This window comes from Micromonospora rosaria (assembly GCF_001567585.1).
Lineage (GTDB): Bacteria > Actinomycetota > Actinomycetes > Mycobacteriales > Micromonosporaceae > Micromonospora > Micromonospora rosaria.
Window position 1 is genome coordinate 40,938 of the sequence record NZ_LRQV01000016.1, and the last position, 24,580, is coordinate 65,517.

The 24,580-nt window shown below is 71.3% G+C and carries 22 protein-coding genes and 1 pseudogene; 2 read left to right on the forward strand and 21 right to left on the reverse strand.

The features are described 5' to 3' along the window. Positions 1-54: 54 nt before the first annotated feature. The 20 genes and pseudogenes from AWW66_RS07400 to paaA all read right to left on the reverse strand — a co-directional run bounded on the left by AWW66_RS07400 (position 55) and on the right by paaA (position 20,620). Positions 55-825 carry an NADH-quinone oxidoreductase subunit J gene (locus tag AWW66_RS07400; RefSeq protein ID WP_067361667.1) on the reverse strand — a complete coding sequence of 257 codons (771 nt, stop codon included), beginning with the start codon at positions 823-825 and terminating at the stop codon, positions 55-57. Continuing rightward, complete coding sequence (gene nuoI / locus AWW66_RS07405; RefSeq protein ID WP_067361670.1) at positions 822-1,463, reverse strand: NADH-quinone oxidoreductase subunit NuoI; 642 nt, start codon at positions 1,461-1,463, stop codon at positions 822-824. Before nuoI ends, AWW66_RS07400 begins: the two co-directional genes overlap by 4 nt. A 1-nt stretch (position 1,464) precedes the next feature. After that, the gene (gene nuoH / locus AWW66_RS07410) at positions 1,465-2,817 is read right to left on the reverse strand and encodes an NADH-quinone oxidoreductase subunit NuoH (RefSeq protein ID WP_067361672.1); all 1,353 of its coding nucleotides are present in this window, start codon (positions 2,815-2,817) and stop codon (positions 1,465-1,467) included. Further along, positions 2,756-5,255: pseudogene (locus AWW66_RS07415) on the reverse strand (NADH-quinone oxidoreductase subunit G); the annotation flags it as partial. The gene nuoH and the pseudogene AWW66_RS07415, both read right to left, overlap by 62 nt. Next, complete coding sequence (gene nuoF / locus AWW66_RS07420; protein WP_067361677.1) at positions 5,255-6,571, reverse strand: NADH-quinone oxidoreductase subunit NuoF; 1,317 nt, start codon at positions 6,569-6,571, stop codon at positions 5,255-5,257. The pseudogene AWW66_RS07415 and the gene nuoF, both read right to left, overlap by 1 nt. After that, positions 6,568-7,674: an NADH-quinone oxidoreductase subunit NuoE gene (gene nuoE, locus AWW66_RS07425; protein ID WP_067361679.1), complete on the reverse strand. Its 1,107-nt coding sequence runs from the start codon at positions 7,672-7,674 to the stop codon at positions 6,568-6,570. The genes nuoF and nuoE overlap by 4 nt, the downstream gene beginning before the upstream one ends. A 52-nt stretch (positions 7,675-7,726) precedes the next feature. Continuing rightward, positions 7,727-9,043 (reverse strand): NADH-quinone oxidoreductase subunit D, encoded by a 1,317-nt coding sequence (locus tag AWW66_RS07430; protein ID WP_067361684.1) that lies wholly within the window; start codon positions 9,041-9,043, stop codon positions 7,727-7,729. 109 nt (positions 9,044-9,152) lie between these two features. After that, entirely contained in the window at positions 9,153-9,887 is a 735-nt protein-coding gene (locus AWW66_RS07435) for an NADH-quinone oxidoreductase subunit C (protein ID WP_067361765.1), read from the reverse strand. 5 nt (positions 9,888-9,892) lie between these two features. Then, complete coding sequence (locus AWW66_RS07440) at positions 9,893-10,567, reverse strand: NuoB/complex I 20 kDa subunit family protein (protein WP_067361693.1); 675 nt, start codon at positions 10,565-10,567, stop codon at positions 9,893-9,895. 13 nt (positions 10,568-10,580) lie between these two features. Further along, positions 10,581-10,946: an NADH-quinone oxidoreductase subunit A gene (locus tag AWW66_RS07445; protein ID WP_067361701.1), complete on the reverse strand. Its 366-nt coding sequence runs from the start codon at positions 10,944-10,946 to the stop codon at positions 10,581-10,583. 129 nt (positions 10,947-11,075) lie between these two features. Beyond that, positions 11,076-12,350 (reverse strand): geranylgeranyl reductase family protein, encoded by a 1,275-nt coding sequence (locus AWW66_RS07450; protein WP_067361704.1) that lies wholly within the window; start codon positions 12,348-12,350, stop codon positions 11,076-11,078. 226 nt (positions 12,351-12,576) lie between these two features. Beyond that, entirely contained in the window at positions 12,577-12,807 is a 231-nt protein-coding gene (locus AWW66_RS07455) for a DUF2267 domain-containing protein (protein ID WP_067361707.1), read from the reverse strand. Between the two features lie 206 nt (positions 12,808-13,013). Further along, positions 13,014-13,724, reverse strand: coding sequence for a demethylmenaquinone methyltransferase (locus tag AWW66_RS07460; protein ID WP_067361710.1), 711 nt, complete (start codon positions 13,722-13,724; stop codon positions 13,014-13,016). 197 nt (positions 13,725-13,921) lie between these two features. After that, the gene (locus AWW66_RS07465; protein WP_067361713.1) at positions 13,922-15,124 is read right to left on the reverse strand and encodes an LPXTG cell wall anchor domain-containing protein; all 1,203 of its coding nucleotides are present in this window, start codon (positions 15,122-15,124) and stop codon (positions 13,922-13,924) included. Between the two features lie 238 nt (positions 15,125-15,362). Further along, the gene (mqnC, locus tag AWW66_RS07470) at positions 15,363-16,553 is read right to left on the reverse strand and encodes a cyclic dehypoxanthinyl futalosine synthase (RefSeq protein WP_067361716.1); all 1,191 of its coding nucleotides are present in this window, start codon (positions 16,551-16,553) and stop codon (positions 15,363-15,365) included. Between the two features lie 298 nt (positions 16,554-16,851). Then, entirely contained in the window at positions 16,852-17,973 is a 1,122-nt protein-coding gene (gene paaE / locus AWW66_RS07475) for a 1,2-phenylacetyl-CoA epoxidase subunit PaaE (protein ID WP_067361720.1), read from the reverse strand. After that, the gene (gene paaD / locus AWW66_RS07480) at positions 17,970-18,452 is read right to left on the reverse strand and encodes a 1,2-phenylacetyl-CoA epoxidase subunit PaaD (protein ID WP_067361723.1); all 483 of its coding nucleotides are present in this window, start codon (positions 18,450-18,452) and stop codon (positions 17,970-17,972) included. Before paaD ends, paaE begins: the two co-directional genes overlap by 4 nt. Further along, entirely contained in the window at positions 18,446-19,195 is a 750-nt protein-coding gene (gene paaC, locus AWW66_RS07485) for a 1,2-phenylacetyl-CoA epoxidase subunit PaaC (RefSeq protein ID WP_067361726.1), read from the reverse strand. The genes paaD and paaC overlap by 7 nt, the downstream gene beginning before the upstream one ends. After that, positions 19,192-19,485 carry a 1,2-phenylacetyl-CoA epoxidase subunit PaaB gene (paaB, locus tag AWW66_RS07490; RefSeq protein ID WP_067361729.1) on the reverse strand — a complete coding sequence of 98 codons (294 nt, stop codon included), beginning with the start codon at positions 19,483-19,485 and terminating at the stop codon, positions 19,192-19,194. The genes paaC and paaB overlap by 4 nt, the downstream gene beginning before the upstream one ends. Positions 19,486-19,552: 67 nt before the next feature. After that, positions 19,553-20,620: a 1,2-phenylacetyl-CoA epoxidase subunit PaaA gene (gene paaA / locus AWW66_RS07495; protein WP_067361732.1), complete on the reverse strand. Its 1,068-nt coding sequence runs from the start codon at positions 20,618-20,620 to the stop codon at positions 19,553-19,555. A gap of 368 nt (positions 20,621-20,988) precedes the next feature. On the opposite strand from paaA, the gene AWW66_RS07500 reads away from it, so the two are divergent. Continuing rightward, the gene (locus AWW66_RS07500) at positions 20,989-21,945 is read left to right on the forward strand and encodes a serine hydrolase (protein ID WP_067361735.1); all 957 of its coding nucleotides are present in this window, start codon (positions 20,989-20,991) and stop codon (positions 21,943-21,945) included. Continuing rightward, entirely contained in the window at positions 21,945-22,889 is a 945-nt protein-coding gene (locus AWW66_RS07505; RefSeq protein WP_067361738.1) for a serine hydrolase, read from the forward strand. Before AWW66_RS07500 ends, AWW66_RS07505 begins: the two co-directional genes overlap by 1 nt. Positions 22,890-23,018: 129 nt before the next feature. Here the strand turns inward: AWW66_RS07505 and AWW66_RS07510 are convergent, their stop codons facing one another. Further along, positions 23,019-23,870 carry a menaquinone biosynthetic enzyme MqnA/MqnD family protein gene (locus AWW66_RS07510; protein ID WP_067361741.1) on the reverse strand — a complete coding sequence of 284 codons (852 nt, stop codon included), beginning with the start codon at positions 23,868-23,870 and terminating at the stop codon, positions 23,019-23,021. Between the last annotated feature and the right edge of the window lie 710 nt (positions 23,871-24,580).

The window sequence follows — 24,580 nt, forward strand, 5'->3', positions numbered from 1 at the left end:
CGGCCGCCCTTCCGTTCGCGACTGCGGGGCTGCGCTCCGCTGCACTCCTCGCGCTCACCGTTCGGTCCCCTTCAACGTGGTCTCCTCGGCGGTCAGCTCACGCAGCGGCAGGATGTCGGGCGTGCTCTGGTCGCTCAGCTTGCCGTCCGGCAGCCGGGCCGGGGTGGCCACCGAGGAGGAGGTGGCGAAGACACCGGGGCCGGGCTTCGGGCCGGGGTAGTTGCCCGGTGCGAAGCGCGCCTTCATGGTGGCCACCTGGTCGCGCTTGTCCTCCTTGCGCCGCTCCAGGTGGGCCAGGAGCATCCCGCCGATGGTCGCGGTGATCAGCAGCGCGGCGGTCAGCTCGAAGGCGAAGACGTAGTCGGTGTAGAGGAGCCTTCCGATGGCGTGCACGTTGCCGATCTCGTTGGCCTGCTCCAGCCCGACCGGCACACCGCCCTCGGTGGCCCGGTAGACCCCGCTGCCGAGCAGCACGGCGAACCCGATGCCCAGCCCGATCGCGGCGACCCGCTGACCGCGCAGCACCTCGATCAGCGAGTCGGAGGCGTCCCGGCCGACCAGCATCAGCACGAACAGGAAGAGCATCATGATCGCGCCGGTGTAGACGATGATCTGTGTCATCCCGATGAACGGCCCCGCCTGGAGCACGTAGAACACGCCCAGGCTCAGCATCGTCAGCACCAGCCAGAGCGCCGAGTGCACGGCGTTGCGGGCCAGCACCATCCCGAACGCGCCGAGCAGCGCCAGCGGGGCGAGGATCCAGAAGGTCACCGCCTCGCCGCCGGAGACCGCGGCCGAGGCGGCGAGCGCCGTCTGCGTGGTCATGCCTTCTCTCCCTTGCCGGACGCCGCGCGGTCGGCAGCCTGCTCAGCGCCGGGGAAGGTGACCCCGGGGTGCTCCTCGACGCGGTACCGGCCCGGCCCCATCGGGGAGGTCTCCGCACCGGCGGAGGTACCCGGGTTGGTCAGCGCCCCGACGTAGTAGTCCTTCTCGCTGTCACCCAGGTGCATCGGGTGCGGCGGCTGCTCCATCCCGGGCAGCAGCGGCGCGAGCAGCTGCTCCTTGGTGAAGATCAGGTCCTGCCGGTTGTCCCGGGCCAGCTCGTACTCGTTGCTCATGGTGAGCGACCGGGTCGGGCAGGCCTCGATGCAGAGCCCGCAGAAGATGCACCGGGCGTAGTTGATCTGGTAGACGCTGGCGTACCGCTCACCCGGCGAGAAGCGCTGCTCCTCGGTGTTGTCGCCACCCTCCACGAAGATCGCGTCGGCCGGGCAGGCCCAGGCGCACAGCTCGCAGCCGATGCACTTCTCCAGCCCGTCCGGGTGCCGGTTGAGGATGTGCCGCCCGTGGTAGCGCGGCGCCGGGGTCGGCGGCTTGAAGGGGTAGTCGGTGGTGACGACCTTCCTGAACATGTGCGAGAAGGTGACCCCGAAGCCCTTGAACGTTCCGGTGATCGCGCCCACGTCACACCTCCCTGGAGTCCTGGCCGGCGGCGACGTTGGCCGGCTCCCGCTCGGCGACCACGCGCTTGGTGCGCGGGCTCGGTGGTACCTGCAGGTCCATCGGGGGCAGCGGGAAGCTGCCGTGCGGCCGGCTGTCGACCTGCTCCTGGACCGTCGGCTTCGGCTGCGGCCGGCGGCTCGGCCAGAACAGCGCCGCCAGCATCAGCACCCCGGCCACGAGGCCGTACGCGATCAGCCGGTCGGTGCGCTCCCAGCCCTGGGTCTTGAGGAAGCCGGCCAGGCCCACGATGTAGACCAGGTTGACCGGGATCAGGACCTTCCAGCCGAGGCGCATGAACTGGTCGTAGCGCATCCGGGGGAGCGTGCCGCGCAGCCAGACGAAGACGAAGACCAGCGCGATCACCTTGCCGAAGAACCAGAGCATCGGCCACCAGCCGGAGTTGGCGCCCTCCCAGATGGTGATCGGCCACGGGGCGTGCCAGCCGCCGAGGAAGAGCGTCACGGTGAAGGCCGACATGGTGACCATCGCGACGTACTCGCTGAGCATGAAGAGCGCGAACTTCAGCGAGCTGTACTCGGTCATGAAGCCCGCGACCAGCTCCGACTCCGCCTCGGGCAGGTCGAACGGCGCGCGGTTGGTCTCCCCGACGATCGAGATGAAGAAGATCACGAAGCTCGGGAAGAGCAGGATCGCGTACCAGCCGGGCATCGGCACCGCGAGACCGAAGAGTTCCACCTCCGGGCCGCTGCCCTGCGCGGAGACGATCTCGCTCGTCGACATCGTGCCGGAGAGCATGAACACGGCCACGATCGACAGGCCCAGCGCCACCTCGTACGAGATGAGCTGGGCGCTGGAGCGCAGGCCGCCCAGCACCGGGTACGTGGAGCCGGAGGCCCAGCCGCCGAGCACGATGCCGTACACGGCCAGCGAGGAGAAGGCCAGCACCACCAGTACCGCCACCGGGACGTCGGTCACCTGCAACGGCGTCTGGTGGCCGAAGATGCTCACCATCGGCCCGAACGGGATGACCGAGAGCGCGGTGACCGCGCAGACCACCGAGATGACCGGGGCGAAGAAGTAGACGACCTTGTCCGCCGACTTCGGGAGGATGTCCTCCTTGAAGGCCATCTTCAGGCCGTCGGCGAGGGTCTGCAGCAGACCGAACGGGCCGACCTGGTTGGGGCCGGGCCGCACCGCCATGCGGGCCACCACCCGGCGCTCGAACCAGACGCCGAGCAGGGTGGCGAGCACCGCGAAGACGAAGGCGAAGAGGATCTTGATGAGCACCAGCCACCAGGGGTCCTGGCCGAAGTCGGCCAGCGACGGATCCTGCGCCAGGACGATCGGACTCACTGCACGCCCCCTTCGGCGGCCGGTACGGAGATCCGCACCACGGTCCCGGACGTCGCGCCGAGGCTGCGTCGCACCGTCGAACCGGGTGAGTTGGTCGGCAGCCAGACGACCCCGTCCGGCATCTCGGTGATCGCCGCCGGCAGGGTGACCGCCCCGCGGTCGGTGCCCACCGTGACCGCGTCACCGTCGGCGACCCCGAGCGACTCGGCGGTGCCCTTGCCCAGCCGGACCACCGGCGGGCGGGCGGTGCCGCCGAGGTGCTCGTCACCGTCGGTGAGGCTGCCCAGGTCGAGGAGCTGGTGCCAGGTGGCCAGCACGGCCTCGCCGGCACCGGGCTCCGGCACCCGGGCGGGCTCCACCAGCGGCGAGCCGGGCCGGGCGATCCGGGTCTGCGGCAGCCCGCCCAGCTCCCGACGGACGCTGGGCACGTCGGCGGTGCCGAGCCGGACGTCGAGCTGGGCGGCGAGCGCGTCCAGCACCCGGCCGTCGGTCATCGCCGTGGTGCTCAGCACCGCGTCGAAGGGGCGCAGCCGGCCCTCCCAGTCCAGGAAGCTGCCGGCCTTCTCCACCACCGGGGCGACCGGGAAGACCACGTCCGCCCGCCGGGCCACCGCGCTGAGCCGCAGCTCCAGGCTGACCAGGAAGGGCACCGCGTCGAGGGCCTGCTCGGCCAGGCGCGGGTCGGCCAGGTCGGCCGGGTCGACCCCGGCCACCACCAGCGCGCCGAGCTGACCGTTGACCGCCGCGGTGAGGATGCCGTCGGTGTCCCGCCCGGCCTGGCTGGGGATCACGCCGGCCGGGATGTCCCAGGCCTCGCCCAGCTCGGCGCGGGCGCCGGGCTCGGTGACCAGCCGGCCACCGGGGAGCAGGTTGGGCAGGCAGCCGGCGTCGACCGCGCCCCGGTCCCCGGCGCGGCGCGGCACCCAGGCCAGCTTCGCCCCGGTCCGCCGGGCGACGTCCGCCGCCGCCGACAGGCCGCCGGGCACCTGGCCCAGCCGCTCACCGACGATCAGGATCGCGCCCGGGGTGCCGAGGGCCTCGGCGACCGTGGCGTGCTCGGCGAGCACGCTGGCCTCCTCGCCCGGCACCACCCGGGCCAGCTTGGCGCCGAGCTTCTCCAGGCCCCGGGTGGCGAACGGCGCGATCGCGTAGACCTTGATCTTCTTCTTCAGGTACGCCTTGCGCAGCCGCAGGAAGAGGATCGGGCACTCCTCCTCCGGCTCCAGGCCGACCAGCACCACCGCCGGGGCGTTCTCGACGTCGGCGTAGGTGACGTCGGTGCTCCCGGCGACGTTGCTGGCCAGGAAGTCGGCCTCCTCGCGGGAGACCGGCCGGGCCCGGAAGTCGATGTCGTTGGTGTTCAGGGCGACCCGGGCGAACTTCGCGTACGCGTAGGCGTCCTCGACGGTGAGCCGGCCACCGGTCAGCACCGCCGTGCCCCGGGCGCCGTCCCGGGCGGCCCGCAGCCCCTCGGCGGCCACCGAGAAGGCCTCGCTCCAGGACGCCTCGCGCAGCTCACCGGTCTGCCGGTCGCGGACCAGCGGGGTGGTGATCCGGTCGTTGGCGCGGGCGTACTGGAAGCCCCAGCGGCCCTTGTCGCAGTTCCACTCCTCGTTGACCTGCGCGTCGTCGCCGGCCAGCCGGCGCAGCACCTTGCCCCGCCGCCAGTCGGTGCGCTGGGCGCAGCCGGCCGAGCAGTGCTCGCAGACGCTCGGGCTGGAGACCAGGTCGAACGGCCGGGCCCGGAAGCGGTACTGCGCGCCGGTGAGGGCGCCCACCGGGCAGATCTGCACGGTGTTACCGGAGAAGTACGAGTTGAACGGGACGTCCCCCTCGGTGCCCTCCTCGCCGTACGCCTCGTCCCGGTAGATGTTGATCTCCTCGGCGGACGACCGGCCCATCAGGTCGATGAACTTGTCGCCGGCGATCTCCTCGGAGAACCGGGTGCAGCGCTGGCAGAGCACGCACCGCTCGCGGTCGAGCAGCACCTGGCTGCTGATCGGCAGCGGCTTCGGGTACTCCCGCTTGTGCTCGTGGAACCGGGAGTCGGTCCGCCCGGTGGACATCGCCTGGTTCTGCAGGGGGCACTCGCCGCCCTTGTCGCACATCGGGCAGTCCAGCGGGTGGTTGAGCAGGAGCAGCTCCATCACCCCCTCCTGCGCCTTCTTGGCGACCGGGGAGGTGAGCTGGGTCTTCACCACCATGCCCTCGGCGACCGTCTGGGTGCAGGAGGCCACCGGCTTGCGCTGGCCCTCCACGTCGACCAGGCACTGCCGACAGGCGCCGGCCGGGGCCAGCAGCGGGTGGTCGCAGAACCGGGGGATCGCGATCCCCATCTGCTCGGCGACCCGGATCAGCAGCGCCCCCTTCGGCGCGGTGACCTCGACCCCGTCGATCGTGAGCGTGACGGTCTCGACCTGCTTCGCTACGTCCGTCATTAGTGGGCTCCCACCAACTGCTTGTCGGACAGCCTCGGCGCGGTCCGGCCCTCGATGTAGTCGAGGTAGTCCTGCTTGAAGTACTTCAACGAGGACGTGACCGAGCTGGTCGCACCGTCGCCCAGACCGCAGAACGACCGGCCGAGGACGTTGTCGCAGGTGTCCAGCAGGGTGTCCAGGTCCTCGTGGGTGCCCTGGCCGGCGAGGATCCGCCGGTACACCCGGACCATCCAGTAGTTGCCCTCGCGGCACGGGGTGCACTTGCCGCACGACTCGTGGTGGTAGAACTCCAGCCACCGGTACGTCGCGTAGACCGGGCAGTCCTGGTCGGAGAAGATCTGGGTGGCCGTGGTACCCAGGATCGAGCCGGCCACCGCCACCCCCTCGAAGTCCATCGGCACGTCCAGGTGCTCGGCGGTGAGCAGCGGCGTGGACGAGCCACCCGGGGTCCAGAACTTCAGGTTGTGGCCCGGCTGCATCCCACCGGCCAGCTCGATCAGCTCGCGCAGCGTGATGCCGAGCCCACACTCGAACTGGCCGGGGTTGGCGATCCGGCCGGAGAGCGAGTAGATCATCGGGCCGGCGGACTTCTCCGTGCCCATCGACTTCCACCAGGCCGCCCCGCCCGCCACGATGTACGGCACGCTGGCGATGGTGCCGACGTTGTTCACCACCGTCGGGCTGGCGTACAGGCCGTGGGTCGCCGGGAACGGCGGGCGGAGCCGGGGCTGACCCCGGAAGCCCTCCAGCGAGTCCAGCAGCGCGGTCTCCTCACCGCAGATGTACGCCCCGGCACCGGAGTGCACCACCAGGTCCAGGTCGAACCCGGAGCGGAGGATGTTCTTGCCGAGGTACCCCTTGGCGTACGCCTCCTGCACGGCGTTGCGCAGCCGCCGGGCGGCGTGCACCGCCTCGCCCCGGATGTAGATGTACGCCCGGTTGGCCCGGATCGCGTACGAGGCGATGATGACCCCCTCGACCAGCGAGTGCGGGTCGTGGGTCATCAGCGGCAGGTCCTTGCAGGTGCCCGGCTCCCCCTCGTCGGCGTTGACCACGAGGTAGTGCGGCTTGCCGTCGCCCTGCGGGATGAAGCCCCACTTGAGACCGGTCGGGAAGCCGGCGCCGCCCCGGCCCCGCAGGCCGGAGTCCTTGACGAGCTGGATCAGGTCGTCCGGGTGGGCCTTGAGCGCCTTGCGCAGCGCCGCGTAGCCGTCCAGCCTCTCGTAGGTGCCGATCCGCCAGGCGTCCGGCGAGAGCCAGCGCTTGGTCAGCACCGGAGTGAGCTTGGCCAGCGTCTCCGGTCGCGGAGAAGTCACTTCTGGGACCCCCTGTCGCTGCTGGCGGCGGTGCCGGTGACCGACTCCGCCTCCCTGAGGTTGCGGTCCTGGGCCTCGGTGGAGTCACCGGCCGGCTTGCCGTCCCCGGCGGGGGCGTTCGACGCCGCGCCGGCGGCCTCCGCCTCCCGTGCGTCCCGGGGCGCCGGGGGTGCCCCGTCCACCGGCACCTTCGTGCCGGGCGCGTCCGGCACCGCGGTCCGGGCGTCCGGCTGCCGGGTCTCGGCGGCGCGGACCTCCGGCGACTTGTCGTCCGGGGCCTTGACGTCGGGGGCGGTGCTGCCGGTCGCCTCGGCGGAGCGGGCCGGCTGCCCCGCGCCGGCGGTCGGGGCGGCGGGCTGCGCGGGCGCCTTGGCCGGCTCGGCGGCCTTGGCCTTCGCCGCCGCCTGGTCGGCCTCCGCCTTGCTCGGGATCGGCGTGTTCGGGTCGAAGCCCGGCACCGAGATGCCGTGCTGCTGCGCCAGCCGCAGCCCCCGCAGGGTCGGCTCCCCCGGTACGCCGTCGGCGACCGCGCCGTCGCGCTCGTCGGCGAAGCCGGCGAGCTGGACCGCCATCTCCTTCAGCGTGCAGAGCCGGGCGCCCCGGCTCGGCTGGGGCCGGCCACCGGAGCGCAGCTCGTCGACCACGCCCAGCGCGGTCTGCGGGTCCACACCGTCGAAGAAGTCGTAGTTGACGGTCATCACCGGGCCGTAGTCGCAGGCCGCGAGGCACTCGGCGTGCTCCAGGGTGATCTTCCCGTCGGCGGTGGTCTCGTCGTGCCCGACGCCGAGGTGCTCGGTGAGGGTGTCGTAGACCTCCTGCCCGCCGAGCACGTTGCACATCGTGTTGGTGCAGACACTGACCAGGTAGTCACCGGTCGGCCGGCGCTTGTACATGGTGTAGAAGGTGGCGACCGCGCCGACCTGGGCCTTGTTCAGGCCGAGCACCTCGGCGCAGAACTCGACGCCGGCCGGGGAGACGTACCCCTCCTCCGACTGCACCAGATGCAGCAGCGGCAGCAGCGCGGACCGGGACCGGTCGGCCGGATAGCGCGCGATGATCTCCCGCGCCCGAGCCCGGGTCTCGTCAGTGAACGTCGTCGTCATCGGTGTCGCCTTCCGTTCGCGACTGCGGGGCTCGCAAGCTCACTCCTCGCGCTCACCGGTCACAACCACCCATCACGGGGTCCAGCGAGGCGCCGCCGGCGATCACGTCGGCGATCAGGCCACCCTCGGCCATCGCCGGGAGGGCCTGGAGGTTGACGAAGCTCGGCTCCCGGTAGTGCACCCGGTACGGGCGGGTGCCGCCGTCGGAGACCGCGTGCACGCCCAGCTCGCCCCGGGGTGCCTCGATCCCGACGTACACCTGGCCCGGCGGTACCCGGAAACCCTCGGTGACCAGCTTGAAGTGGTGGATCAGCGACTCCATCGACTGACCCATGATCTTGGCGACGTGCTCCAGCGAGTTGCCCATGCCGTCGACGCCGATGGCGAGCTGCGCCGGCCAGGCGATCTTCCGGTCGGCGACCATCACCGGGCCCGGCCGGAGCCGGTCGAGGGCCTGCTCGACGAGCTTCATCGACTCCCGGATCTCGGCCAGCCGGACCAGGTACCGGCCCCAGACGTCGCCGTCGGAGTGGGTCGGCACGTCGAACTCGTACGTCTCGTAGCCGCAGTACGGCATGGTCTTGCGCAGGTCCCAGGCGAGGCCGGCGGAGCGCAGCACCGGGCCGGTGACGCCCATCGCCAGGCAGGCGGTGACGTCCAGCACCGCGACGTTCTTCGTCCGCTCCAGCCAGATCGGCTGCCCGGAGAGCAGGTCCTCGTACTCCTTGAGCCGCTTGGGCATCATGGCGAGGAACTCACGGATCTTGACGATCGCCTCGTCCGGCACGTCCTGCGCCACGCCGCCGGGGCGGACGTACGCGTGGTTCATCCGCAGACCGGTGACCATCTCGAAGATGTCGAGGATGTACTCCCGCTCCCGGAAGCCGTAGAGCATCATCGACAGCGCGCCGAGCTCCATGCCGGTGGTGGCCAGCCAGACCAGGTGCGAGGAGATCCGGTTGAGCTCCATCATCAGGACCCGGATCGTGGTGGCCCGCTCGGTGATCTGCTCCTCGATGCCGAGCAGCTTCTCCACCGCCAGGCTGTACGCCGTCTCGTTGAAGATCGGCGCGAGGTAGTCCATCCGGGTCACGAAGGTCGAACCCTGGACCCAGTTGCGGTACTCCAGGTTCTTCTCGATGCCGGTGTGCAGGTAGCCGACGACGGTACGGGCCTCCCGGACCGTCTCACCCTCCAGCTCCAGGATGATCCGGAGCACGCCGTGCGTCGACGGGTGCTGCGGACCCATGTTGACGACGATCCGGCCCTCGGTGATCGGGTCGACGGCCGAGACCAGCTCGTCCCAGTCCCCGCCGGTGACGGTGAAGACCCGCCCCTCGGTGGTCTCGCGCTCGGTGGCGTAACTCATCGGATTGGCCCTCCGTTCACGACTGCGCCGTGCTCGGCCCCCGACTGCGGGGCTCGCTCCGCTCGCTCCTCGCGCGGGCGGACGGGGATCGCCAGCTCACTCCTCGCGCTCACTGGTAGGACCTCCTCTTGTCCGGCGGGGGGATCTCGGCGCCCTTGTACTCCACGGGCACGCCACCCAGCGGGTAGTCCTTGCGCTGCGGGTGGCCCTCCCAGTCGTCCGGCATGAGGATGCGGGTCAGGGCGGGGTGGCCGTCGAAGACGACCCCGAACATGTCGTAGGTCTCGCGCTCCTGCCAGTCGGCCGTCGGGTAGACGCCCGTCACGCTCGGCACGTGCGGGTCCTCGGCGCTCACCGCGACCTCCAGCCGCACCATCCGGCGGTACGTCATCGAGGTGAGGTGGTAGACCACGTGCAGCCGGCGGGCGTCGGCACCGAGGTAGTCCACCCCGGAGACCGACGAGCACAGCTCGAAGCGCAGCGCCAGGTCGTCCCGCATCACCTGGCAGACCTCGGCGATCCGCTCGGCGCGCACGTGCAGGGTCAGTTCGCCCCGGTCGACCACGACCTTCTCGATCGCGTCGTTGAACCCCGGGTACGCCTCCTCCAGCGCGTCGCGGACCTCGTCGAAGTAGCCGCCGTACGGCCGGGGCGACTCCTCGATCGGGCTGCGCGGGCGGACCAGGCCGCCGAAGCCGGAGGTGTCCCCGGTGCCCTGGATGCCGAACATGCCCCGACCGGCCGGGCTGGCCGGCGGGTACTCGGCCGGCGCGGTGCTGCTCGCCCCGGCCGGGGTGACCGGCACGGGCACGTTGGCCGCACCGGGCTTCTTGTCCTCGGGCATCAAGCTCACTTCCCGTTCCCGTACCGGAGGTGGTTCTGCGCCTTCATCCAGTTCTCGATCCGCAGCTGCTCCTCGCGGCCCTCCTGGACCGCCTTGGTCCACTCGGCGCGGCGGGCCTTGTCGCTGCGGTACGACGAGGGCATCGAGCCGTACGGCACGACCGGGACGTCACCGCGTGCCTGGCGGGCCTCCAGCATCTTGCGGCCGTTCGGGCCCAGCGGCTCCTGGCCGATCTTCTCGCGCAGCTTGAGGATGGCGTCGATGAGCATCTCCGGCCGGGGCGGGCAGCCCGGCAGGTACATGTCGACCGGGACGACGTGGTCGACGCCCTGCACGATGGCGTAGTTGTTGAACATGCCGCCGCTGCTGGCGCAGACGCCCATCGAGAGCACCCACCGGGGCTCGGCCATCTGGTCGTAGATCTGGCGCAGCACCGGGGCCATCTTCTGGCTCACCCGGCCAGCGACGATCATCAGGTCGGCCTGTCGGGGCGAGGCGCGGAAGACCTCCATGCCCCAGCGGCCCAGGTCGTAGTGCGGCGCACCGGCGGCCATCATCTCGATGGCGCAGCAGGCCAGGCCGAACGTGGCGCCCCAGACCGACGACTTGCGCGACCAGTTGACCAGCTTCTCCACCGAGGTGAGCAGGACACCGGCGGGAAGTTTCTCCTCGATACCCATTGCCGTTCCTCCCTCAGTCCCAGTCCAGGCCGCCGCGCCGCCACTCGTAGGCGTACGCGACGAAGATCGCTCCGATGAAGACGGACATGACCAGGAAGCCGAACATCGGCAGCATGTCGAAGGAGACCGCCCAGGGGTACAGGAAGATCATTTCGACGTCGAAGACGATGAAGAGCATCGCGGTCAGGTAGAACTTGATCGGGAAGCGGCTGCCCCCGACCGGCTGGGGGCTGGGCTCGATGCCGCACTCGTACGCCTCGAGTTTGGCCTTGTTGAGACGCCGGGGGCCGGCGAGACGGGCGCCGGCCACGGAGAACAGCGCGAACGCCGCGGCGAGGGCGAACAGCCCGATGATGGGTGCGTAAGGCGAGAGCGACATGATTTTCTCCTGCTCGTCCTTCCCTGCCCTCGGTGGTTGGCGAAATCACACTATTCACGTCCCGCACGGCGTCCGTCGCCGGGGGTCGGCCCTGCGGCCCGTTGCGGGACTGACCCGCAGCTCAGGCGGTCACACGGCGGGTGCCGCACGGGTCATCGCATTGATGACCCGGTCCATCGCGTCCCCGCCGCGCGGGTCGGTCAGGTTGGCCAGCAGCTTCAGCACGAAGCGCATCAGCAGCGGGTGCGGCATCCCGTGCTTGGTCGCCAGCCGCATGATCTCCGGCCGGCCGATCAGCTTCACGAAGATGCCACCGAGCCGGTAGTAGCCGCCGAACCGGTCCTTGAGCACCTGCGGGTACGCCAGCAGCGCCCGCTCCCGCTCGGCGCCGGCCGACCGGGCCAGCGCCTGCACCGCGACCTCCGCGGCCAGCTCGCCGGACTCCATCGCGTACGCGATGCCTTCGCCGTTGAAGGGGTTGACCATCCCGCCGGAGTCGCCGACCAGCAGCACCCCACGGGTGTAGTGCGGGACCCGGTTGAAGCCCATCGGCAGGGCCGCACCGAGGATCGGCCCCTCGGCGTTCGCCTCGTCGGTCATCCCCCAGTCCTCGGGGGTGTTGGCCAGCCAGTCGGTGAGCAGCCGGCGGTAGTTCGTCTTGCCGAAGGCCTTGGAGGAGTTGAGGATGCCGAGGCCGACGTTGACCCGGCCGTCCCCGAGGCCGAAGATCCAGCCGTACCCGGGCAGCAGCGCGTCGTTGCCCTTGGCCCGCAGTTCCAGCCAGGACTCCAGGTAGTCGTCGTCGTGCCGGGCCGCCGAGCGGTAGTACCGGCGCACGGCCACGCCGATCGGGCGGTCCTCCCGCTTGGCCAGGCCGAGGGCGAGCGGGAACCGGCCGGAGACGCCGTCGGCGGCCACCACCAGGGGCGCGTGGAAGGTGGCGGGCTCCTTGTCCGGGCCCACCTCGGCCGTCACGCCGATCACCCGGTCGTCCGCGCCGAGCACCGGACCGATCACGTTGACGCTGGTGCGCAGCTTGGCGCCGGCCGCGACCGCCCGCTGGGCGAGCAGGTCGTCGAAGTCGAGCCGGGTCCGCACCAGGCCGTAGTTGGGGTAGCTGGCCAGGTCCGGCCAGTCGAGTTCGAGGCGTACGCCGCCACCGATGACCCGCAGGCCCCGGTTCTGCAACCAGCCCGCCTCGGGCGAGGTGTCCACGCCCATCCGGATCAACTGCCGCACGGCCCGGGGCGTCAGCCCGTCCCCGCAGACCTTCTCCCGGGGGAACTCGGTCTTCTCCAGCAGCAGCACCCGGACGCCGTGGCGGGCCAGGTGGTACGCGGTCGCCGAGCCACCGGGGCCGGCGCCCACGACGATCACGTCGGCGTCGTTCTCCACCGCGGTCATCTCGCACCTCCTCCCGCACGCTCGTGAAATGCTTCACAAGCCCAGACGGAGGAAAGTCTATGACCGCCATAACACGCGGGACGGGTTAGGCATACCTAACTAACCGAGGTGACGGCGGGTGACAAGGCCCGGCACCCCGATTTCTCCCCGATTTCCGCGCGGTTTCGGGTGGCAGCAGCGCGAGACAGCGACCTCCACCGATGCGGTCCGGGTCGCCGACGACGGCTCAGTGGTGACCGCCGGTGACGATGTCGGCGTCCACGTCCCGCCGGATCGCCTCCGGCAGATGCTCGCGGAGCCCACCCCCGGCAGCCCGGTCGAGAGCGGCCAACACCTCGGAGACGACCTGACGGACCTCCACCGGGTCGGCCCCGGCCAACTCCCTGAGCTGGGCCACCAGCTCGGCGGCGTCGTCCTCGGTGGCCGGCTCACCGGCCGACGGGTCTACTCCGGTCATGCCGCTTACCTTATCGAACAAAATGGACAATTTCCCCATATGTCGATAATCGGCAGCACCACGTCGACCCGGACCGGATCGGCCACCGTGCCGCGCCGCTCGCGACGCCCGCGACCCGCCCGTCGTGTCGACTGGACAGTCGTCCCGCCAGAGGGCGACGACGAGCTACCCGCCGACGACCGGAAGCGTCCGGCCGGCCAGGGCGCTCAGGGTCGGGTCGCGCGGTGCAGGGCGACGATCCCGCCGCTCAGGTTCCGCCACGCCACCCGCCGCCACCCGGCCCCACCGACCCGGTCGGCCAGGCCGGCCTGGTCGGGCCAGGCCCGGATCGACTCGGCCAGGTAGACGTAGGCCTCCGGGTTGCTGGCGACCGCGCGGGCCACCGCCGGCAGCGACCGCATCAGGTACGACAGGTACACCGTGCGGAACGCCGGGTTGACCGGGGTGCTGAACTCGCAGACCACCAGGCGGCCACCGGGCCGGGTCACCCGGGCCAGTTCCCGCAGCGCGGCGTCGGTGTCCGTGACGTTGCGCAGCGCGAACGAGATGGTCACCGCGTCGAAGCTGGCGTCGGCGAAGGGCAGCCGCAGCGCGTCCCCGGCCAGCAGCGGCACCTCCGGGCGGGCCTGCCGGCCGGCGGCCAGCATGCCGAGGGAGAGGTCGAGCCCGACGGCGTGCGCCCCGGACTGGGCCAGCTCCTGCGTGGAGACCCCGGTGCCGGCGCCCACGTCGAGCACCCGCTCACCGGGGAGCAGCCCGAGGGCGGCCCGGGTGGCCCGACGCCAGAGGCGGTCCTGGCCGAAGGAGAGCACCGTGTTGGTCAGGTCGTAACGTGCCGCCACCCCGTCGAACATCGCGGCGACCTCGTGCGGCTGCTTGTCCAGGCTGGCGCGCTGGCCCTGCGGGGTACGGCTCACCCCTCCACTCTGCCAGCCCCGCCCCCACCCCGCCCACGCGGGTCGGTAAGGAAGGGCCCCCTGTTAACGCTTTCTGTATAGGCCCCTTCCTAACACCTGGGAGGCGGCGCACACAGTCGGGGCGGGATGGTCACCCATCCCGCCCCGACTGCGGTGCGTTATGTGAACGGCCCGCGCGGGCCGATGGAGGACGAACCTCAGTTGCTGGACTTCTCGTCGGCGGGGGCCACCATGACCACCCGACGACGCCGGGCGACCAGGAACATCGCCCCACCGGCGAGCAGGACCGCCCCGCCGATGCCGCCGATCAGGCCGGCCTGCGGGCCGGTCACCGGCAGACCCGGCTCCTCACCGCCACCACCACTGCCACCACGGGCGGCGACGATGACAGCGTAACCATCGGTGTTGTCGCTCGGATCGACGTCCTCGGCGTTGATGCCGACGGCGTTCTTCGGCACCGCCTTCGCTGCGGCGCGCAGCGGCACCGGCTTGCCGGCGATCGGCTCGACGGTCACCGTGCCACCGGTCAGGCTGCCGGCCTTCACGTCCTCGCCGACGCTGAGCAGGTGGAAGAACTCGTACCCGGAGTAGACCTTGTCGTCCTCGTCCTCGTCCTGCTCCAGCGGGACCAGGGGGAGGTTGTCGTAGGTGCAGACGGCCGAGGACCGGTCCGCACCGTACTCGCAGGCCTCCTCGGTCTCGGCGAAGGTCACGCCCTTGGGCAGCTTGACCGAGACGGTGATCCCGCCGGCGGTGCGGTCACCCTGGTTGACGGTGACATACTCCAGCAGGCCGGTCTCCCCGGCGTGCAGGTCGCCGACCACCCGGATCTCGCCACCCTCGACCGTGACCGCCTGCTTGACGTCGGCGGCGAGCACGGTCAGGTCCGGCCCGTTCTGGTCGGTCAGCTCGATGGTGGCGGAGGCGCGGTTGTTCTCCTTGTTGGTGTCGTCCGGCGAGGAGACGGTCACCGAGATGGGCGCCGAGTAGGTTCCCTCCAGCTCCTCGAACGTGAACAGCGCGAGCGGGACCTCCAGGGTCTCCCCGGGGCCGGGCAGCTCCTCGCGCGGGACGTCACAGGTCCACAGGGTCGGCTTGTCGAGGTCGCCCTCCAGCTCGCACTCGTCCAGGAACGGGAGCGCGAGGACCCGGTTGAAGTCCACCTTCGTCACGTCGGTGGTCACCGAGGCCGAACTGGGGGTGTTCGTGCCCAGGTTGGTGATCTTGGCGAACGCGACCTTGCCCTGGGTGTTCGCGGCGACCCGGGTACCGACCAGCTCGATGGAGAGGTCCGTCTCGCTGCCGGAGGCGTAGGCCGGCGCGCCGAGCGCGGTGAACGTGCCGGAGGCGAGCAGCACGGCAGCGCCGAGCCGCGCCAGCGGGCGGTTACGGAAGATCATGAAGAAGTTCCCCCGGGGGGTGGAAAGAAAGGTATGCGCGGCACGCTAGCGGCCGACGATCACCTTCGCCACCCCGCTCGGCCGGGGTTCACCACCTGCCCGCTTAAGGATCACTTAAGGATTGTCCGGTATTGACGGAGATGCTGCCGACCGCCGGGGTGGCCGGTCCCCCGAACGGTCAGCAGGAAAGCTATCTTCGACCGGCCAACCCTGCCGGTACGCATGATCATCCGGGTGGTCAGTTCACCGGGGCCAGCGGGAGCGACCTGCCGGCCCCACCGCCGGGCAGGGCGATCGAGGAGAAGTGCGACACCACCCGCTCGTCGACCGGGTCGTCGGCGGGGGTGTGGTGCACGGCCAGCCGGCGGTAGAGAGTGTCCCGCTGGGCCGGAATCCGGTCGGCGGTGCGGATCATGGAGATCAGCTCGTGCAGGTTCGACCGGTGCCGGGCACCGGCCGAGGAGATGACGTTCTCCTCCAGCATGATCGACCCGAGGTCGTCGACCCCCATGTGCAGGCTGAGCTGCCCGACGTCCTTGCCGGTGGTGAGCCAGGACGCCTGCAGGTGCGGCACGGTCTCGAAGAAGAGCCGGGCCACCGCGACCAGCCGCAGGTACTCCAGGGTGGTCGCCTGGGTACGGCCCTTCAGGTGGTTGTTCTCCGGCTGGTACGTCCACGGGATGAACGCCCGGAACCCGCCCGTCCGGTCCTGCACGTCGCGGATCATCCGCAGGTGCTCGATCCGCTCGGCGTTGGTCTCGCCGGTGCCCATCATCATCGTCGCGGTCGACTCCAGGCCCTGCCGGTGCGCCAGCTCCATGACCTCCAGCCAGCGCTCACCGGACTCCTTGAGCGGGGCGATCGCCCTGCGGGGCCGCTCGGGGAGCATCTCCGCGCCGGCCCCGGCGATCGAGTCCAGCCCGGCCGTCTTGATCCGGGCGATCGCCTCGTCCAGGCTCACGCCGGAGACCTTGGCCATGTGCAGGATCTCGCTCGGCCCGATCGAGTGGATGGCGAGCTGCGGGTACGCCTGCTTGACCGAGGAGAAGAGGCCCTCGTAGTACTCCACGCCGTAGTCCGGGTGGTGCCCGCCCTGGAGCATCACCTGCGTGGCGCCCAGCTCGACCGCCTCGCCGCAGCGGCGCAGGATCTCCTCGGTGGAGTGGGTCCACCCGTCCTTGTGCTTCGGCGCCCGGTAGAAGGCACAGAACTTGCACGCCGTCACGCAGACGTTGGTGTAGTTGATGTTGCGATCGATCAGGTACGTGACGACGTTGTCCGGGTACCGCCGCCGCCGGACCGCGTCCGCCGCCTCCCCGAGGGCGTGGAAGGGCGCCTCGGTGTAGAGCAGCAGCGCCTCCTCGGGCGTGATCCGCCCACCGTCCGCGCCGCGCTGCAGGATGTCGTCGATCTCCCGGCTCCTCGTCACGCCTCCGAGCCTACGCCGACGGCCCGCCCCCGCCGTAGCGGGCGCTGCCGGCTGTGACCCAGGTCGGCGGCGCGGGTGGCCGAGCCCGTCGAACGGTCGCGGCTGCTCGCCGGACACCTGTTCACGTCCTGTCGAGCTGCCCCATCCGTAGGACCGCCCCGGCGGTGGCACCCGCCCGCGTGCCCCGTCTGTGAGGGCAGTTCGACAGGGCGTACGCCGTATCACCCAGCCATGAAGCGCGAGCGCGGCTCACCCACCAACACGCGGTCCGTCGACAGGGCAGCGCCGCAGGCCGGGGTCAGGCGTCGTAGTCGACGGTGAGGGTGTCGGTGGTGGGGGTGGACTGGCAGGTCAGCACGTACCCGGCGGCCACCTCGTCGGGCTCCAGGGCGTAGTTGCGGGCCATCGTCACCGCCCCGTCGACGACCTTCGCCCGGCAGGTCGAGCAGACCCCGCCCTTGCAGGCGTACGGCAGTTCGCCACGGACCTTCAGCGCCGCGTCCAGCACCCGCTCGTCGCGGCCCATGGTGAACGTGGACGAACGCCCGTCCAGCACGATCGTCACCTCGGCACCGGTGCCCGGCTCGTCGGCGGGGCGGCGGACCGGCTCCGGCGGGGCGTCGACGAAGAACAGCTCGCTGTGCACCGCCGACTCGGGCACCCCGCGCGCGGCCAGCACCGCCTTCGCGTCCACCACCAGCCCGTACGGGCCGCAGAGGAACCACTCGGCGATCTCGGCGGCGGGGACGAGGGTGTCCAGCAGCCGGGTCAGCCGGTCGGCGTCGACGCGCCCGGACAGCAGCGGCGACTCCCCCGGCTCCCGGGACAGCACGTGCACCAGGTGCAGCCGGGTCGGGTACCGGTCCTTCAGGTCGGCCAACTCCTCGGCGAACATCACGGTGTTCGCCGTGCGGTTGCCGTACACCAGGGTGAAGGTGCTGGCCGGCTCGACGGCCAGGGCGGTGGCGACCAGCGCGAGCACCGGCGTGATCCCGGAACCGGCGACCACCGCGCCGTAGCGGCGCACCCGGTCCGGGGCGAACGCCGTGGTGAAGTGCCCCAGCGGGGGCAACACCTCGACGGTGTCGCCGCTGCGCAGCACCCCGCAGGCGTAGGCGGAGAACGCCCCGCCGGGCACCTCCCGCACCCCGATCCGCAACCGGCCGTGCCGGGCCAACTCCTCCGGCGTGGAACAGATCGAGTACGCCCGGCGCACGTCCCCGCCGGCCGCGTCGCCGGCCCCGGCGGGACGCCGCACGGTCAGGTGCTGACCGGCGGCGAAGGCGAAGACGGCCCGCAGTTCCTCGGGTACGGCGAAAGTGACCGCCACGGCGTCGGCGGTGAGCCGGTCGACGGCGGCCACGGGGAGCGGGTGGAAGACCGGCCGGCGGCGGACCGGGCGGGTGATGGTGACAGTCACAGCGCCTTCACATGGTCGAAGGGTTCCCGGCAGGAGCGGCACCGCCACAACGCCTTGCAGGCGGTGGAGCCGAACCGGCTGACCTGCTCGGTCTCCGGCGCGCCGCAGTGCGGGCAGCGGACCGCGAGGGTCAGCGGCACCACCGCGCGCCCGGTCCCGCCGGCCGGCGGGGGTGGGGCGATCCCGGCGGCGGCGAGCTTGGCCCGGCCGGCGTCGGAGATCCAGTCGGTGCTCCAGGCCGGGCTGTGCACCGTCCGCACCTCGACGTCCGGGTGCCCGGCGGCGGTGAGCGCGTGCCGGATGTCGGCCCGGATCACGTCCATCGCCGGGCAGCCGGTGTAGGTCGGCGTGATCGTCACGGTGACCCGGCCGGTGGCCGGGTCCTGCTCCACCGAGCGCAGGATGCCGAGGTCGTCGATGGTGACCACCCGGATCTCCGGGTCCACCACCGCCGCCACGGCCGCCCGCAGGTCTACCATCGGGCGCCCGGGTGGGCCCGGTGCAGCACCTGCATCTCGGCGAGCAGGTACGACAGGTGTTCGGTGTGCACGCCCTCACGCCCGCCGCCCGGGGCCCAGCCGTCCGCCGGGCGGGTCAGCGTCGCCGTCGCCAGCACCGGCTCGACCGCGCCCAGCCACTCGTCCCGCAGCGTCGACGGGGCCGCCGCGACCCCCTGCTCGGCCAGCCGGGCAGCCGACTCGTCGGTGGTGAACAGCTCGTGGGTGTACGGCCACACCTCGTCCACCGCCGCCTGCATCCGGCGGTGCGACTCCTCGGTGCCGTCGCCGAGCCGCCGCACCCAGAGCGCGGCGTGGTCGACGTGGTACGCCGACTCCTTGCGGGCCTTGGCCGCGATGGCGGCGAGCCGCTCGTCGGTGGAGGTGACCAGCCGGTCGTACCGGATGCGCTGGTACGCGGCGAGGAGGAACAGCTTCGCCATGGTGACGGCGAAGTCGCCGTTGGGCAGCTCGACCAGGAGACAGTTGCGGAACTCGCGGTCACCCCGCAGGTACGCCAGGGCGTCCTCGTCCCGGCCGGCGCCCTCCAGCTCACCCGCGTACGACAGCAGCAGGCGGGCCGCGCCGAGCTGGTCCAGCGCGATGTTGGCCAGCGCGACGTCCTCCTCCATCTCCGGCGCGCGGGACGTCCACTCGGCCAGCCGCTGCGCGGCGACCAGCGCGTCGTCACCGAGCCGCAGGACGAACTCGAACAGGTCGCTCACAGGTGGGCCACCCCGTCCGGCACCTCGTAGAAGGTCGGGTGCCGGTACACCTTGTCGGCCGCCGGGTCGAAGAAGGCGTCCTTCTCGTCCGGGCTGGAGGCGGTGATCGCCCCGGCCGGCACCACCCAGATCGACACCCCCTCCTGGCGGCGGGTGTAGAGGTCCCGGGCGTTGCGCAGGGCCAGCTCGGCGTCGGGGGCGTGCAGGCTGCCGACGTGGTTGTGGGACAGCCCGCGCCGGGCCCGGACGAAGACCTCCCACAACGGGGAGAGATCCGTGCGCTCGCTCATGCCGTCACCTCGCTGCGCTCGCCGTCGGCACGAGGACCGACCACCACGATTCGCTCGCTGCGCTCGCTCATGCCGCCACCTTCTCCTGCTCCTCGGCGCGCTTGGCGGCGTACGCCGCGGCGGCCTCGCGGACCCAGGCACCGTCGGCGTGGGCCCGCCGCCGGTGCTCGATCCGCTGCCGGTTGCACGGCCCGTTGCCCTTGATCACCCGCATCAGCTCGTCGTAGTCGGGCTGGGTGTAGTCGTACGCCTGGCGCTCGTCGTTCCAGCGCAGGTCGGGATCGGGGAGCCGGACCCCCAGGATCTCCGCCTGCTGGACGCACATGTCCACGAACCGCTGCCGCAGCTCGTCGTTGGAGAACCGCTTGATCTTCCAGGCCATGGACTGCTCGGAGTGGGTGGAGTCGGAGTCCGGCGGGCCGAACATCGCCAGCGACGGGTACCACCAGCGGTCCACCGCGTCCTGGGCCATCGCCCGCTGCGCCTCGGTGCCGTGCGCCAGCGTGTGCAGGATCTCGTACCCCTGCCGCTGGTGGAACGACTCCTCCTTGCAGACCCGGATCATCGCCCGCGCGTACGGCCCGTAGGAGCAGCGGCACAGCGGCACCTGGTTGACGATCGCGGCCCCGTCCACCAGCCAGCCGATCGCGCCGACGTCGGCCCAGGTCAGGGTGGGGTAGTTGAAGATCGAGCTGTACTTCTGCCGGCCGGCGAGGAGCATGTCGACCAGTTCCTCCCGGGTCACCCCGAGGGTCTCCGCCGCCGCGTACAGGTAGAGGCCGTGGCCGGCCTCGTCCTGGACCTTGGCGAGCAGGATCGCCTTGCGCTTGAGCGAGGGGGCGCGGCTGATCCAGTTCCCCTCCGGCTGCATCCCGATGATCTCGGAATGGGCGTGCTGGGCGATCTGCCGGATCAGCGTCCGGCGGTACGCCTCCGGCATCCAGTCACGTGGCTCGATCTTCTGGTCGGCCTCGATGACCCCGGCGAAGTACGCCGGGAGGTCCTCGGCGGACTCCGCGACGACACCCCGCCGGTCGCGCGTGGCGGCCCGACGCAGGGCCTCCTCCGCCGCCTCGACCTCACCGAGCAGGCCACCGCCGGGCGCGTCCGCCGGACCGAAGTCGTTGCCATACATGCCGACAAGTGTTACAGCTCGCAACTCGGAGCACCAGAGGGTGTAACAGAATTCCGAGGAGCCTTTCCGTCTCAGATCGACCCGACGCAGCACGCGACGGCGGCGCAAACCTATGAAGTAGGTCACGGAACGAAGGTGAATCCGCGCAAGCGCCGCAAACCGGTCCGATCTCCCGAGCTTCGGGCGCGTCGCCGACCGCCGGGCACTGTCGCCGGACCGGTCCGGACGTAAGCTTTGCCGGTCACACCGAGCGGCTGACGACAACCGTCGGCACGACCCAGGCCATCCCCCGGCCAGGAGGCGCGACCTGCCGTTCGGCAAGCCCGTCCGGTCTCCCCCGGCCCTGACCACAGGGAGTTCACCCACTCATGCGATCTCGCGTGATCATGGTGCTCGCCGTCGTGTTCGCCCTGCTCGGCGGCGTCCTGGTGGTGCCGACCGCGTACGCCCGCCTCACCGGCGACACCGCCGGCAGCCCCGGCGACGGTGACGTGGCGTGGACTCCGCCGGAGCCGACCGCCCCACCCCCGCCGACCCTCGCGGCCGGGCCGGTGTCGGTGGACTTCAAGGGGGAGTTCTTTTCCTGGGCCCTGCTGGACCGGGCCACCGGGGAGATCGCCGGGGCGAAGAACATGGCGAAGCCCAACTCCACCGAGTCGATGATCAAGACCTGGTTCGCCGCCGACTACCTCCGGGAACTCGGGGACAAGCCGATTCCGGGGAGATTCCGGCAGGCCATCGTCAAGGCCATCCGGGACAGCAACGACGACGCCACCAACATGCTGTACTCCGCGATCGGGGGGCAGGCCTCGGTCCGCCGGATGGTCCAGACCTGCGACCTGACCGACACCCGCCCCGGCCGGGTTCCGGGCTACGTCGGCTGGTGGAGCTTCACCGAGATGTCCGCCCGGGACGCGGTCCGCCTCGGCGACTGCCTCGCCGACGGCACCGCCGCCGGGCCGGAGCACACCGAGTTCCTGCTCGACGAGATGAGCAAGGTCCGGGGCAGCACCGACCCTGCGGACCAGAAGGCCCGGGAGGGCGGCGGGCGCTGGGGGATCATCGACGGTCTGCCCGAGTCGATCGTCGAGCAGGGCAGGGTCAGCATCAAGAACGGCTGGACCCCGTTGAACTACGACGGCAACTGGCACGTGAACTGTCTTGCCGTCACCGAGAAGTGGAGTCTCGCCGTGCTGCTGCGCTACCCCCAGTCACGAGGGCTGGACTACGGCGCCGACGTCTGCGCCAGCGTCGCCACCCAACTGGTCACCCCGCAGCCCGGCGCCGCGCTCAAGATCCCGCAGCAGCCGGTGGGCAAGCTCTGATGGCCGGCGACCGGCGCCCCCGCCGCCGCGACAGCGGCACCTCGCCGCTGCAACTCTTCGCCATCGCCGCCGTGCTGCTCGGCCTGGTCCTGGTCTCCCTGCGGCTGCTGCCGGGCTCCCCGCTGGCCTCCAACGCCGTCGCCCGCTGGGGCGACAGCCCCGAGAGCGCCACCCGCGCCGACGAGGCCCCCACCACCCGCAGCACGCGCCCCACGCCGAAGCCCAGCCCCACCTTGGAGCCGCTGCCGTTCGACCTCAGCACCACCGACTTCGACCTCGACCTGGACGGTTGGTGGAGCTGGAGCGTCATGGACACCCGGACCGGCAAGATCACCGGCTCCGAGAACATGTCCGAGACCAGCACCACCGCGTCGCTGATCAAGGCCTGGATCGTGGCCGACTACCTGCGGCGCACCGACGACGCCGGCCGGACCCCCACCGACGCCAAGCTCGCCGACCTCACGCTGATCATCCGGGACAGCGACAACACCCGGACCGAGCGGCTCTACACCGAGGTCGGTCGCTCCGCCTCGATCAAGCGGATGGTCTCCATCTGCGACATGACCGACAGCAGCCCCGCCGCCGACCGGGGCTGGAGCCGGACCAACCTCTCCACCCGGGACACCACCCGGCTGGGCAAGTGCATCGCCGACGGTGACGCCGCCGGGCCGGAGTGGACCGACTGGCTGCTCAAGGAGATGCGCCTGGTCCGGGGGGTCGGCGACTTCGGCATCCGCAAGGCGTTCCCGACCAGCGAGCGCAAGCAGATCGCGATCAAGAACGGCTGGGTCGACCGTACCCAGGAGCAGGAGATCCACGTCAACTGCCTCGCCGTCGCCGACGACTGGACGATGGGCGTGATGGTCCGGTACCCGATCAACCGGGGCTACGAGTACGGCATGGACAGCTGCCAGAAGATCACCGAAGCCCTGCTCCGCACGTAAGGAAGGGCCCCTTGTTAACGCCTACGGTAGAGAAGGGAACCCTTCTCACACCGTGAGGCGGCGGCGGGAGCAGCAGCAGGCGGCAGCAGCGGCAACGGCAGCGGCGGGCGCAGCAGCGTTCGGCGCGGATCAGCCGGTGAAGAAGGCCGGGCCGCCGGGGGGCAGCGGCGGGGCGGCACCCAGCGCCGCCGCCCGGCCGGCGAACTCGCGCAGCCCGGCCACCTGCCGGTCGCCGAGGGAGAAGTCCAGCACCCGGAAGTACGACGCCAGCGTCGCCGCGTCGAACGGCTCCCAGCGGGCGGCGGCCTCGGCGACCTGGTCCAGTTCGGCCAGGCAGAGGTCCCGGGAGCGCAGGAACGCCTCGTGCACCTCCTTGACCAGGCCCGGGTGGGCGGCGGCGAACTCCCGGCGGACCGCCCAGACGGCGAAGACCATCGGCAGGCCGGTCCACTCCCGCCAGGCCTGCCCCAGGTCGGTGACCTCCAGCCCGCGCCGGGGCGCCTCGTAGAGCGCCCGCAGCGCCACGTCCCCGATCAGCACCCCGGCGTCGGCCTCCAGCAGCATCTGGGTCAGGTCCGGCGGGCAGCGGAAGTACTCCGGGCGCACCCCGTACCGCTCGCCGAGCAGCAACTGGGCCAGCAGGACCCCGGTGCGGGAGGTGGAGCCGAGCGCGACCTTGCCGTTGTCGAGGTCGGCCAGCGGTCGGGTGGAGACGACGTTCACCGAGAGCACCGGGCCGTCGCTGCCGACCGCGAGGTCCGGCAGGAGCAGCAGGTCGTCGGCGTGCCGTAGGTACTCGACGTGGGAGATCGGCCCGATGTCCAGGTCCCCGGCGACGAGCGCGGCACTGAGCCGGTCCGGGGAGTCCTTGTGCAGGTCGACGTCGAGCAGCGCACCGGACCGCATGAGCCCCCAGTAGATCGGCAGGCAGTTGAGGAACTGGATGTGTCCGACCCGCGGGCGGGCGATGCGCTCAGCCATGCCCCGACCGTAACCCCGCCGGTCCCGGCGGGCCCGGCCGGCGGGTACCGGAGTGGCCCACCCCGCACCCGACCCGCCAGCGGCCCCGCTCCGGGGCGAGGCCGACGCGGCCGACGCCGAGTCGCACCGCCGGCCGTCCCGGCGGGGGTCTTAACACCGGCATCGACGCCGCTGGCCGGTCACCCGGTTACTGAGCAGCCACGACATATCTTCGTCATTTGTCGATAACACCTGTCACGACCATCGGAAATGGTGGACGAACAGACCGGAAACCGGAGCCCGCCCGGCACGCCGTGGAAATTGCGCGCAGACGACCCGGGTGAGCTAACGCACAGCGCCCGCCACCGGGCCGTCCATGCTGGTCAGAACGATATAGACGTTAATCGAGAAACGATCCTGCTTGACACCGCACCACACCGCGAGCAGGCTTACAAACGTCACCAGTGGGAGCGCTTCCACACATTTGTCACAAGCCCCGGTGACGCGCAGGTTAATTGCACCCCACGGCCACGAGCAGGGGCCCGCCGACCGACCCGAAACGACGACCGACCCGGGCAATCCGGCCTGGACGATCCGACCAGCAGCCGTCGCCTACCCGACACCCACGCAGGTCAACTAGCAGACACAGCCTTCAGAACCGATGGACCACGGTGTGCGGCCCGCAGCCTCACCCGCCGCTCACCGCTGCCCAGAAACGGCGCGGAAAGGAT

Coding starts and splice junctions, on each gene's coding strand:
- AWW66_RS07400 (WP_067361667.1), bottom strand. CDS start 825: ATGACCACGCAGACGGCGCTCGCCGCCTCGGCCGCGGTCTCCGGCGGC.
- nuoE (WP_067361679.1), bottom strand. CDS start 7,674: ATGACGACGACGTTCACTGACGAGACCCGGGCTCGGGCGCGGGAGATC.
- AWW66_RS07430 (WP_067361684.1), bottom strand. CDS start 9,043: ATGAGTTACGCCACCGAGCGCGAGACCACCGAGGGGCGGGTCTTCACC.
- AWW66_RS07435 (WP_067361765.1), bottom strand. CDS start 9,887: ATGCCCGAGGACAAGAAGCCCGGTGCGGCCAACGTGCCCGTGCCGGTC.
- AWW66_RS07440 (WP_067361693.1), bottom strand. CDS start 10,567: ATGGGTATCGAGGAGAAACTTCCCGCCGGTGTCCTGCTCACCTCGGTG.
- AWW66_RS07445 (WP_067361701.1), bottom strand. CDS start 10,946: ATGTCGCTCTCGCCTTACGCACCCATCATCGGGCTGTTCGCCCTCGCC.
- AWW66_RS07450 (WP_067361704.1), bottom strand. CDS start 12,350: ATGACCGCGGTGGAGAACGACGCCGACGTGATCGTCGTGGGCGCCGGC.
- AWW66_RS07455 (WP_067361707.1), bottom strand. CDS start 12,807: ATGACCGGAGTAGACCCGTCGGCCGGTGAGCCGGCCACCGAGGACGAC.
- AWW66_RS07465 (WP_067361713.1), bottom strand. CDS start 15,124: ATGATCTTCCGTAACCGCCCGCTGGCGCGGCTCGGCGCTGCCGTGCTG.
- paaD (WP_067361723.1), bottom strand. CDS start 18,452: ATGGTAGACCTGCGGGCGGCCGTGGCGGCGGTGGTGGACCCGGAGATC.
- paaB (WP_067361729.1), bottom strand. CDS start 19,485: ATGAGCGAGCGCACGGATCTCTCCCCGTTGTGGGAGGTCTTCGTCCGG.
- paaA (WP_067361732.1), bottom strand. CDS start 20,620: ATGTATGGCAACGACTTCGGTCCGGCGGACGCGCCCGGCGGTGGCCTG.
- AWW66_RS07500 (WP_067361735.1), top strand. CDS start 20,989: ATGCGATCTCGCGTGATCATGGTGCTCGCCGTCGTGTTCGCCCTGCTC.
- AWW66_RS07505 (WP_067361738.1), top strand. CDS start 21,945: ATGGCCGGCGACCGGCGCCCCCGCCGCCGCGACAGCGGCACCTCGCCG.
- AWW66_RS07510 (WP_067361741.1), bottom strand. CDS start 23,870: ATGGCTGAGCGCATCGCCCGCCCGCGGGTCGGACACATCCAGTTCCTC.